This window comes from Streptomyces antibioticus, from assembly GCF_002019855.1.
In the GTDB taxonomy this organism is placed as follows: domain Bacteria; phylum Actinomycetota; class Actinomycetes; order Streptomycetales; family Streptomycetaceae; genus Streptomyces; species Streptomyces antibioticus_B.
Genome location: NZ_CM007717.1, coordinates 1,885,754 through 1,897,280, shown reverse-complemented (window position 1 = coordinate 1,897,280; position 11,527 = coordinate 1,885,754). Strand labels below are relative to the sequence as shown.

Below are 11,527 nucleotides of genomic sequence, written 5' to 3'. Positions count from 1 at the left end.
GTCTAGGCTCGGCTCATGTTCTGGCCGATGTTCGCCGTTGCCATGGGTTTTCTGGGTCTCGCCGTCCTCACGGTGTTCGCCGTCCGGGTCTTCCTGGAGGCCCGCCGCCTGGGCCACCAGGTCACGGAATCGGCCCGCCGCATCAACCGAGCCGCGGAGGACCTGGAGCGGGCGGCGGTGAGCGCGGCTCGGACGGCCGACACGTTGTGACTCCGTCGGCGAGGCAGGTGGCAGACCCGGCACCGGCACGCCGCGTGCCGCGTCGGTTCGCGGCGCGGTGGGTGCGGGTGCCCTGTGTGGGCGGTGGCCGGAGCTTGTGAGTCCGGTGAGGAATGCGTTTTGGGGCACTTCGCCCTCCCGATCGGGCGGCGGGGGCGGGTACGCTGCTGATCGCGGGCCGAAGAGCGAGGCGCGGACCGCGGACCGGGAGTACGCACGGGGATTGCCGGACGTTCACCCCTGAGCGTTACGATCGTTGCCAGCACGGTCGTTCGGACGCCTGTCCGACCGGTCGGACAGCACCCCCACCCAACCGCCTCGGTGAGAAGGTAAAGACTTATGTTCGGAAGGCTCGGCGCCCCCGAGATCATTCTCATCCTCGTCGTCATCATCCTGCTGTTCGGCGCGAAGAAGCTTCCGGACATGGCCCGCTCGCTCGGCAAGTCGGCGCGCATCCTCAAGAGCGAGGCCAAGGCGATGAAGGACGACGGCAGCAACTCCACCACCGCCCCCGCCGACCCGCCGGCCCCCGGTGAGCAGGCCCCCTCGCAGCGCACCATCCAGGCCGCCCCCGGTGACGTGACCAGCTCGCGCCCGGTCGCCGAGCCCACGGACACGACCAAGCGCTGATGCAGGGCCGGTGACCTCCGGCCCGCCGCACGAGATGGGAACGTGGGTTGCTCAAGTCTGCCCGCAAGCAGGAGAAGGACCCCGAGGGGCGGATGCCGCTCGCGGAGCATCTGCGTGAGCTGCGCAACCGGCTCGCGAAGGCGATGCTGGCCATCGTCCTCGTGACGATCGTCGCCGCCTTCTTCTACAAGGACATCATCGAGTTCTTCACGAACCCGATCCTCAACGCCGTGGGGTGCGACGCCACCTTCTCCGAGCTGGCGAAGCAGGACACCGGCAACTGCGCCCGCATCGTGCTCAACGGTCTGCTGACCCCCTTCACACTCGCCCTCAAGGTCTCCCTGATGGCCGGTGTGATCTTCGCGTCGCCGGTCTGGCTCTACCAGCTCTGGGCCTTCGTCGCGCCCGGACTGCACCAGCACGAGCGCAAGTACGCCTACGCGTTCGTCGGCACCGGCGTCCCGCTCTTCCTCGGCGGCGCGTTCTTCGCCTACAAGACGCTGCCCACCATGGCGAAGGTCCTCCTGGAGTTCTCCCCCGCGGACCTGGACAACCAGTTGCCGCTGGACGACCTGCTCGACCTGATCGTCCGCATGGTGCTCGTCTTCGGCCTCTCCTTCGAGCTGCCGCTGCTGCTGGTGATGCTCAACCTCACCGGGGCGCTGACCGGCAAGCGCATGCTCGGCTGGTGGCGCGGCATGATCATCGGCATCACGGTGTTCGCCGCGGTCGCCACCCCCAGCACCGACCCGCTCACCATGCTGGCGCTCGCCGGACCCATCTGGATCCTCTACTTCTTCGCCACCGGCTTCTCCCTGCTCAACGACCGCCGCAGACGCCGCCGGGACGAACTCGGCCCCGCCGACGACGAGGCGTCCGAGCTGGACCTCACCCCCGAGGACATCGGCGAGGTCGAGAGCATCGGCACCACCCGCACCCTGCCCGAGCAGACCAGCACCGAGCGCGTCAACGGATACGACGACGTGACGTGATGTGACGCTGGCCTGACCTGCCCCTGCCGGGCCCGATCCGGATAATGATCGTCCCGTTGTCAGTGGCGCCCGGTACGCTCGAAAGCACGATGACAGAGGATCTCTCACCGGCCGAGCGGTACGCGGCGGCGCGCATGCGTGCCGTCGAGCAGGCCACCGCACTCGCGTCCTTCCGCGAGATGTACGACTTCGGCCTCGACCCCTTCCAGATCGAGGCGTGCCAGGCACTCGAGGCGGGCAAGGGCGTCCTGGTGGCCGCCCCCACCGGCTCGGGCAAGACGATCGTGGGCGAGTTCGCCGTCCACCTCGCCCTCCTGCAGGGCAAGAAGTGCTTCTACACGACCCCCATCAAGGCGCTGTCGAACCAGAAGTACAACGACCTGTGCCGCCGCTACGGACAGGACAAGGTCGGCCTGCTCACCGGCGACAACAGCGTCAACTCCGACGCCCCCGTGGTCGTGATGACCACCGAGGTGCTGCGGAACATGCTGTACGCCGGCTCGCAGACCCTGCTGGGCCTCGGCTATGTGGTGATGGACGAGGTGCACTACCTCTCCGACCGCTTCCGGGGCGCCGTCTGGGAAGAGGTGATCATCCACCTGCCCGAATCGGTCACCCTCGTCTCGCTCTCCGCGACCGTCTCCAACGCCGAGGAGTTCGGCGACTGGCTGGACACCGTCCGCGGCGACACCGAGGTGATCGTCTCCGAGCACCGGCCCGTGCCGCTGTTCCAGCACGTCCTGGCCGGCCGGCGCATGTACGACCTCTTCGAGGAGGGCGAGGGCCACCGCAGGGCCGTCAACCCCGACCTCACCCGGCTGGCCCGGATGGAGGCCAGCCGGCCCTCCTACCAGGACCGCAGACGCGGTCGCGGCCTGCGCGAGGCCGACCGCGAGCGCGAGCGCCGGCAGCGCTCCCGGGTGTGGACCCCGGGCCGCCCCGAGGTCATCGAGCGGCTCGACGCCGAGGGCCTGCTGCCCGCCATCACCTTCATCTTCAGCCGCGCCGCCTGCGAGGCCGCCGTCCAGCAGTGCCTGTACGCCGGACTGCGGCTCAACGACGAGGACGCGCGCGCCGAGGTCCGCGCCCTCGTCGAGGAGCGCACCGCCGCCATCCCCCGCGAGGACCTGCACGTCCTCGGCTACTACGAGTGGCTGGAGGGCCTGGAGCGCGGGATCGCCGCCCATCACGCGGGCATGCTGCCGACCTTCAAGGAGGTTGTCGAGGAGCTGTTCGTGCGCGGCCTGGTCAAGGCCGTGTTCGCCACCGAGACCCTGGCGCTCGGCATCAACATGCCGGCGCGCTCCGTGGTCCTGGAGAAGCTCGTCAAGTGGAACGGCGAGCAGCACGCCGACATCACCCCCGGCGAGTACACCCAGCTCACCGGGCGGGCCGGCCGGCGCGGCATCGACGTCGAGGGCCATGCCGTCGTGCTGTGGCAGCGCGCCATGAACCCCGACCACCTCGCCGGGCTCGCCGGCACCCGCACCTATCCGCTGCGCTCCAGCTTCAAGCCGTCGTACAACATGGCGGTCAATCTGGTCGAGCAGTTCGGCCGGCATCGCTCGCGCGAGCTGCTGGAGACGTCGTTCGCGCAGTTCCAGGCGGACCGCTCGGTCGTCGGGATCTCCCGGCAGGTCCAGCGCAACGAAGAGGGACTGGAGGGCTACAAGGCCTCCATGACCTGCCACCTCGGCGACTTCGAGGAGTACGCGCGGCTGCGCCGCGACCTCAAGGACCGCGAGACCGAGCTGGCCCGCCAGGGCGCCAGCCAGCGGCGCGCCGAGGCCGCCGTCGCGCTGGAGAAGCTCAAGCCGGGCGACGTCATCCACGTCCCCACCGGCAAGTACGCGGGCCTGGCCCTGGTCCTGGACCCCGGTCTGCCGGCCGGGCGGGCCAACGGCCACCGCGGATTCGAGGCGCACGACGGCCCGCGCCCCCTGGTGCTCACGGCCGAACGCCAGGTCAAGCGGCTGGCGTCGATGGACTTCCCGGTGCCGGTCGAGGCGCTGGAGCGGATGCGGATCCCCAAGTCCTTCAACCCGCGCTCACCGCAGTCCCGCCGCGACCTCGCCTCCGCGCTGCGCACCAAGGCCGGGCACATCACGCCGGAGCGGGCCCGCAAGAAGCGCTCCCAGGCCGCCGACGACCGTGAGATCGCCCGGCTGCGGACCGCCCTGCGCGCCCACCCCTGCCACGGCTGCGCCGAGCGCGAGGACCACGCCCGGTGGGCCGAGCGCTACCACCGGCTGCTGAAGGACACCTCGCAGTTGGAGCGGCGCATCGAGGGCCGCACCAACACCATCGCCCGCACCTTCGACCGGATCGTCGCCCTGCTCACCGAGCTGGACTACCTCCGTGGCGACGAGGTCACCGAGGACGGCAAGCGCCTCGCCCGGCTCTACGGCGAGCTGGACCTGCTGGCCAGCGAATGCCTGCGGGCCGGTGTCTGGGAGGGCCTCGGCCCGGCCGAACTCGCCGCCTGTGTCTCCGCCCTGGTCTACGAGGCCCGGGTCGGCGACGACGCGATGGCACCCAAGCTGCCCTCCGGGGCCGCCAAGGCGGCGCTGGGCGAGATGGTCCGGATCTGGGGCCGCCTCGACGCTCTGGAGGAGGACTTCCGGATCAGCCAGACCGAGGGCGTCGGACAGCGCGAGCCCGATCTCGGCTTCGCCTGGGCCGCCTACATGTGGGCCTCCGGCAAGGGGCTGGACGAGGTGCTGCGCGAGGCGGAGATGCCGGCGGGCGACTTCGTGCGCTGGTGCAAGCAGGTCATCGACGTGCTCGGGCAGATCGCCGCGGCGGCCCCCCAGGGCTCGACGGTGGCGAAGTCCGCGCGCAAGGCGGTCGAGCAGGTGCTGCGCGGGGTCGTCGCGTACTCGTCGGTGGGGTGAGCCGGTGAGCCGGCTCCCGGCTCACCGTCCGTCCAGGTAGGACCGCCAGCCGCCGTAGCGGGTGATGTCCTCGGCGTCCGCCAGCGCGCCGGGCTCGCACAGGAAGCCCGGCACGCCGGCCCCGTCCGACAGTTGCACGCTGCCCAGCGTCATCGGGCGGGGCAGGGACGCCACCAGTCGGCCCAGGCCCTCGGCGGGCAGGCGCCAGATCTCCACCTCGATCCCGGCGCCACCGTCCCCCGCATGTTCCAGGCCCGGCTTCGGCGGGCTGGTCCGCAGCGCGTGCAGCCGGTACACCGGCGCCGTCGTGGCCGTCCGCTCCAGCACCGCGCCCAGCGCCAGGAGTTGGGGGTTCAGGGGCTGCCCGGTCAGATGGGCGCCCGCCACGGCCAGTCGGACGTCCGGTCGCAGCAGGGCGGCGATGCGCGCCAGCCGTTCGTCCGTGAACGCCGCGCCGATCAGCATCACCCCGAACGGCAGCCCGGCCACCTCACCGGCCGGGACCGCCACCGCGGCCAGACCGAACAGGTTCGTGGAGTTGGTGAAGCGTCCCAGGCGGGCGTTGGCGCCGAGGGGATCGGCGGCGACCTCGGCCAGGGTCGGATGCCCGGGAGTGGTGGGCAGCAACAGCGCGTCCGCACCGGCGAGTTCGGCCAGCGCGCGGGTGCGCAGGGCCGCCAGCCGGTCCTGGTCGGCGAAGAGGCGGTGGGCCGGAATGTCCCGGGCGCGGGAGATGATGCCGGCGACCGTCGGATCGAGGTCCGTACCGCCCTCCGCGCCCGCCTCCATCGCCTTGTCGACAAAGCTCCCCACGGCGGTGTAGCGCTCGGCGACGAACGCGCCCTCGTAGAGCATCGCCGCGGCCTCCGTGAACGGGGCCAGGTCGAGGGTGCGGATCTCGGCGCCGGCCGCCTCCAGCCGCCGTACCGCCGCCTCGTAGGCCGTGGTCCAGCCCTCGTCCAAGGCGCCGAGCTGGTCGAGTGGCGGGACGGCGATCCGCCAGGGGCCGGGGGCGCGGCCGGGGACTGCGGGGACCGTGCCCGTGGTCATGTGCGCCAGGGCGCGCTCGGCCTCCGGGAGGGTGCGGGCGAACACGGTCACGCAGTCCAGGGACGCGCAGGCCGGGACCACGCCCTCGGTCGGGACCAGGCCCCGGGTGGGCTTGAGGCCGACGATCCCGTTGAAGGCCGCCGGCACCCGGCCCGAGCCCGCCGTGTCGGTGCCGAGCGCCAGGTCCACGATGCCGAGGGCCACCGCGACCGCCGAACCCGAGCTGGAGCCCCCGCTCACCCGGTCCGGGTCCACGGCACAGCGCACCGCGCCGTAGGGGGAGCGGGTGCCGACCAGGCCGGTCGCGAACTGGTCCAGGTTCGTGGTGCCGAGGACCAGCGCCCCCGCCGCCCGCAGCCCGGCCACCACCGGTGCGTCGGCGGCCGGACGGTAGGCGTACGAGGGGCAGCCCGCGGTGGTCGGCAGGCCCGCCACGTCGATGTTGCCCTTGACGGCCAGCAGCCGCCCGGCGAGCGGGAGTCGCTCGCCCCGCGCCACCCGGGCGTCGATCGAGCGGGCCTCCGCCTCGGTCTCCTCCCGCGGGCGCAGATCGATCCAGATCTCCGGGCGGTCGACCGCGTCGATGCGGTCGTAGGCGGCGCGCAGCCGGGTGAGCGTGGTGGTCATGTGCTGTTCCTCTCTCAGCCGGCGGCCGGGGCCAGGACGACCAGGGCCGTCCCCGCCTCCACCTGGTCGCCGGGCCCGGCCAGGATCTGTGCCACCACGCCGTCGGCCGGCGCGTGCACCCGGGACTCCATCTTCATCGCCTCCAGCGCGAGCAGCGGCTGACCCGCCGTCACCCGGTCGCCCGGCGCCACGTCGACCTGCCACACCGAGGCCGTGAACTCGGCCTCGACCAGCCGGCCGCCCGCCGGGACGCGCACCTCGGCCGGGGGAGCGGCCGGGGCGGCCGCGGCCTCGGCGCGGGTGAACTCGCCCGCCGCCTCCCACGCGTCGCGCTCGGCGGCGAACGCGGCGCGCTGCCGGGTCCTGAACTCGTCTATGGAACCGGCGTGTTCGTCCAGGAAGGACTGGTAGGCGCCGAGGGAGAAGGTGCCTTCCTCGACGCGCGGTACGAACCGTCCGGAGATGATGTCGGCCCGCAGTTCCAGGAGTTCGTCCGCCTCGACCGGGTACCAGCGGATCCGGTCGAAGAAGCGCAGCAGCCAGGGCGAGCCCGGCTCGAACGCGCCGCGCTGCTGCCACGCCGACCACACCTGGGTGGTGCGGCCCACGAACTGGTAGCCGCCGGGGCCCTCCATGCCGTAGACGCAGAGGTAGGCGCCGCCGATGCCGACGGAGTTCTCGGCGGTCCAGGTGCGGGCCGGGTTGTACTTGGTGGTGACCAGGCGGTGGCGGGGGTCGAGGGGGGTGGCCACCGGGGCGCCGAGGTAGACGTCGCCGAGGCCGAGGACCAGATACTCGGCGGCGAAGACGGTGTCGTAGACCTCGGCCACCGTGTCCAGGCCGTTGACGCGGCGGATGAACTCGATGTTCCACGGGCACCAGGGGGCGTCGTCGCGGACGCCCGCCATGTAGCGGGCGATCGCCTCGCGGGTCGCCGGGTCGTCCCAGGACAGCGGGAGGTGGACGGTGCGCGACGGCACCACCAGCTCGTCGGTGGGCGGCAGGTCGGCCACCAACTGCCGCACTTCTGGGAGGAGTTCGCGCGGGGAGAGGCGCCGGGGGTCGGTGCGGATCTGGAGGGAGCGGATGCCCGGGGTGAGGTCGGTGACGCCGTCCGGCGCGGTCCGGGTCACCGCCTCCATCAGGGCGTGGACCCGCATCCGCAGGGCGAGGTCGAGCTGCATCGGGCCGAACTCGACGAGCAGGTTGTCGTCGCCGCTGCGGCGGAACGTGACGTCGCCGTCCCGGGCCAGGACGCCGCCGTCCACGATCCGCGGGCGCGGGGCGCCGTCCTCGTCGACCGGCTCGAAGCGGACCGTGTCGCCGGGGCGCACCTGGCCCAGTTTCCAGCGCTCGGAGCTGAGCACGGTCGCGGGGCAGACGAATCCGCCGAGCGAGGGGCCGTCGGGGCCGAGCAGCACCGGCATGTCACCCGTGTAGTCGACGGCACCCACCGAGTAGGGGGTGTCGTGGATGTTGGAGGGATGCAGGCCCGCCTCGCCGCCGTCGGTGCGGGCCCAGCGCGGCTTGGGGCCGACCAGCCGCACCCCGGTGCGGGCGGAGTTGAAGTGGACCTTCCAGTCGGCGGCGTAGAAGTCGAGGATGTCGTCCTCGGTGAAGAACTCCGGTGCGGCGTGCGGGCCTTCGACGGCGCCGAGCCGCCACAGCGAGCTGAACTCCGGGCGGTCGGTGACCGGGGTGCCTTCGGTGACGGTGCCGCCGTGCAGGACGTCGCCGGTGCGCAGGGCCCGGCCGCCGTGGCCGCCGAACCGGCCCAGCGTGAAGGTGCTCGCGCTGCCCAGGAACGCGGGCACGTCCAGACCGCCCGCGACCAACACGTAGGTGCGCAGCCCGTGTTCGCCGGGCGCGCCGATCTCCAGCAGGGACCCGGCGGGCACGGTCACCGGCTCCCACTGGGGGACCGGTGTGCCGTCGACGGTGACCGGGGCCGGGGCGCCGGTGACGCACACGGTGGTGGGGTGGGTGAACCGCAACGACGGTCCCTGGAGGGTGCATTCGAGGCCGGGGGCGCCCTCGGGGTTGCCCAGGGCCCGGTTGCCTAGGCGGAAGGAGCGGTCGTCCATCGGGCCGGACGGCGGCACCCCGACCTGCCAGTGGCCGGTGCGGCCCGGCCAGTCCTGCACGGTGGTGAGTGTGCCGCCGGAGACCACCTCGACGCGCGGTGTCGGGTCGTGCACCTCGGCGAGGGTCGCGGTCGAGTGCGCGGCCGTCGTGAACCGGGGGTCGGCGAGCGCCGCCCGCACCAGCCCGAGGTTGGTCTCGATGCCGTCGATCCGGGTGCGGGCCAGCGCCTCGTCGAGCCGGCGCAGCGCGTGCTCGCGGTCCGCGCCGTACGCGATCACCTTGGCGAGCATCGGGTCGTACGACGTGGTCACCTCGGTGCCGGTCTCCACCCAGCCGTCGACGCGCACCCCGGCGGGGAACTCGACCCGGGTGAGCAGGCCCGCGCTGGGCCGGTGGTCGCGGCTGGGGTCCTCGGCGTACAGACGGGCCTCGACGGCGTGACCGCGCGGCGGACCCGGATCGTGTACGACGTCCCGCTCGCCGCGCGCCAGGCGCAGCATCCAGGCGACCAGATCGACGCCGTAGATCTCCTCGGTGACCGGATGTTCCACCTGGAGGCGGGTGTTGACCTCCAGGAAGTACGCCTCCTCGCGGGCGGCGTCGTACACGAACTCGACGGTGCCGGCGGAGCGGTAGCCGACGGAGGCGCACAAGTCCCGTGCGGCCGAGGCGAGTTCGGCGCGGACACGGTCGGGCAGGCCGGGGGCGGGGGCCTCCTCCAGGACCTTCTGGTTGCGGCGTTGGAGCGAGCAGTCGCGGTCGCCGAAGGTGACGACGCGGCCCGCGCCGTCGCCGAAGACCTGCACCTCGACATGGCGGGCGTGCTCGACGAGGCGTTCCAGGAACACGCCGGCGGTGGCGAAGGAGGCGGCGGCGACGCGCTGCACCCGCTCCCAGGCGTCGGTCAGTTCGGCGGCCGAGCGGCAGGCCGACATGCCGATCCCGCCGCCGCCACCCGTCGCCTTGAGCATGACGGGGTAGCCGATGGCCTCGGCCTCCGCCAGGGCCACGGCGAGGGACGGCAGGAGCCCGGTGCCCGGGGCCAGCGGGACACCGGCCGCCTCGGCGGCGGCGCGGGCCGTGTGCTTGGCGCCGAACAGTTCGAGCTGCTCCGGCGTCGGGCCGACGAACACGATCCCGGCGTCGGCGCAGCGGCGGGCGAACACCGCGTCCTCGGAGAGGAAGCCGTAGCCGGGGTGGATCGCGCCCGCGCCGGTGTCCTTGGCGGCCCTCAGCACCAGGTCGGCGTCGAGGTACGACTCCTTCGCGGGCGCCGGGCCGAGCCGTACGGCCTCGTCGGCGAGGCGGACGTGCGGGGCGGAGCGGTCGGGGTCGGAGTACACCGCGACCGTGCGCAGGCCCAGTTCGCGGGCGGTGCGGATGATCCGTACGGCGATCTCGCCCCGGTTGGCGACCAGCAGCGTGTCGAACGTCATCCGGCGTCTCCGATCGTCATCTCGACCGCCGTCGGCTCGAAGCCGTTGCACGGGTTGTTGATCTGGGGGCAGTTGGAGACCAGCACCAGCACATCGCGTTCGGCGCGCAGGGTGAGGGCGAGGCCGGGTGCGGAGAGGCCGTCGACGATGCCGAGGGTGCCGTCCTTCTCGACGGGCACGTTCATGTACCAGTTGATGTTGGAGACCAGGTCCCGTTTGCCCAGGCCGTGCTTGGCGCCCTCGGCGAGGAAGTTGTCCACGCAGGCGTGCTGGGCGTAGGTGTGGTGGCCGTAGCGCAGGGTGTTGGACTCCTTGGAGCAGGCGCCGCCGACGGTGTCGTGGCGGCCCACGGCGTCGGCGGTCACCGTCATCAGCGGGGTGTGCTCGTCGGACAGCAGCACGCTGCCCGTGGTGAGGAAGATGCCGCCCTGGGCCTGGATGGTGTCGGGGGCGCTGTAGCGCACGGACGTGTCGTGGGCGTCGTACACGAGGAAGTCGACGGCCTGGTTGCCGTGCAGGTCGGTGATGGTGAGCGAGGCGCCCTCGGGGACGACGGCCGACCAGGCCGAGCGGGCGGGAATCACGGTCCTGACGCTCATGCGAGCCCCCTCGCGGTGAGGAATTCGGCGGTGTTGAGGAAGGCGCGGCGGCCTTCGGGGGTGGCGTCCCACAGCGGATCGCCGGGCCGGGTGGGGTCGGCGCGCCAGGCGAGGACCTCCAGCGGGGTGCTGACGTAGTCGGGGCGGGGGTCGGCCGGGTGCGGCACGTTGGCGATCAGCACCGTCAGGTCCTGTTCGGCGCGCAGGGTGACGCTCGCGCCGGGTCCTGCCGAGCCGGTGAAGTCGAGGGAGCCGTCGTCGCGGATCTCCACGCCCTGGAAGAAGGAGAGGGAGGGCGGCAGGTCGCGGGCGGTGAGGCCGTTCTTGGCGGCGGCCAGCTTGAACAGCTCGCGCCCGGCGGGGGAGGGGCTCTGCGGGGTGCCGTCGCCGTAGCGGGCGGTGTTGCGGACGAGGGTGGAGGTGCCGCACAGCGCGTCGTGCCGTCGGGAGGTGTCGGCGATCACCGAGGCCAGCACCCGGCCCTGGTCGGAGAGGAGCAGGACGCCCTCGCCGAGGTAGGCGTTCCACTGCACCTTCACCGTGTCGGCGACGTTCAGCCGCTCCCAGGGGCGGCCGTCGACGTACAGCAGCAGATGGGCGCAGGCGTCGCCGCGCAGGTCGGTCAGGCGCAGTTCGGTACCGCGCGCGAGGACCCGGTGGGTGTAGTTGCCGCCCGCCACGGTCTCCGCCCACACCAGATGCCCCGCCTCACAGGGCGGCGCCGGCCAGTCCGCGGCCGGCACGACGGGCATGGCCTCGACCCGCGCCCCCTCCTGCGCCCGGGCATGGGCACGCGCTCCGTAGGTGGTCGCTGTCGCCATCACGGGACCTCTTCTCCTCCGGCTCGGCATCAATTTCTGTCGCCCGACAGAAATTAGGGGCGGGCGGGGTCGGGGCGGTTGCTCGGGGGTTGCGGGGGTGTTACTGGGTGCTCACGGGGGTGGGGAGGGGGTCGGGTCGGGGGCGGTGGTTGTTGATCGGGGGCCCGTGGTGGT

At 72.7% G+C, this 11,527-nt stretch carries 8 protein-coding genes; 4 read left to right on the top strand and 4 right to left on the bottom strand.

What is annotated here, in order from left to right; genetic code table 11:
- Positions 1-15: 15 nt before the first annotated feature.
- The 4 genes from AFM16_RS08420 to AFM16_RS08405 all read left to right on the top strand — a co-directional run bounded on the left by AFM16_RS08420 (position 16) and on the right by AFM16_RS08405 (position 4,735).
- Positions 16-210, top strand: a complete 195-nt coding sequence (locus tag AFM16_RS08420; protein WP_078632935.1) for a hypothetical protein — start codon at positions 16-18, stop codon at positions 208-210.
- Between the two features lie 348 nt (positions 211-558).
- Positions 559-849, top strand: a complete 291-nt coding sequence (tatA, locus tag AFM16_RS08415) for a Sec-independent protein translocase subunit TatA (RefSeq protein ID WP_078632934.1) — start codon at positions 559-561, stop codon at positions 847-849.
- Between the two features lie 47 nt (positions 850-896).
- Positions 897-1,841, top strand: coding sequence for a twin-arginine translocase subunit TatC (gene tatC / locus AFM16_RS08410; RefSeq protein ID WP_030795531.1), 945 nt, complete (start codon positions 897-899; stop codon positions 1,839-1,841).
- A gap of 44 nt (positions 1,842-1,885) precedes the next feature.
- Positions 1,886-4,735: a DEAD/DEAH box helicase gene (locus tag AFM16_RS08405; RefSeq protein WP_037876581.1), complete on the top strand. Its 2,850-nt coding sequence runs from the start codon at positions 1,886-1,888 to the stop codon at positions 4,733-4,735.
- Between the two features lie 21 nt (positions 4,736-4,756).
- Here AFM16_RS08405 and atzF read toward each other — a convergent pair whose 3' ends face one another.
- From atzF to AFM16_RS08385, 4 genes are read right to left on the bottom strand one after another with little or no spacing between them, the layout of a single operon-like run.
- Positions 4,757-6,412, bottom strand: coding sequence for an allophanate hydrolase (gene atzF, locus AFM16_RS08400; RefSeq protein WP_078632933.1), 1,656 nt, complete (start codon positions 6,410-6,412; stop codon positions 4,757-4,759).
- Positions 6,413-6,426: 14 nt separating this feature from the next.
- Positions 6,427-9,933, bottom strand: coding sequence for a 5-oxoprolinase/urea amidolyase family protein (locus AFM16_RS08395; RefSeq protein WP_078632932.1), 3,507 nt, complete (start codon positions 9,931-9,933; stop codon positions 6,427-6,429).
- The gene (locus tag AFM16_RS08390) at positions 9,930-10,532 is read right to left on the bottom strand and encodes an urea amidolyase associated protein UAAP2 (RefSeq protein WP_078632931.1); all 603 of its coding nucleotides are present in this window, start codon (positions 10,530-10,532) and stop codon (positions 9,930-9,932) included. The genes AFM16_RS08395 and AFM16_RS08390 overlap by 4 nt, the downstream gene beginning before the upstream one ends.
- Positions 10,529-11,353, bottom strand: a complete 825-nt coding sequence (locus AFM16_RS08385) for an urea amidolyase associated protein UAAP1 (RefSeq protein WP_078632930.1) — start codon at positions 11,351-11,353, stop codon at positions 10,529-10,531. The genes AFM16_RS08390 and AFM16_RS08385 overlap by 4 nt, the downstream gene beginning before the upstream one ends.
- Positions 11,354-11,527: the final 174 nt, after the last annotated feature.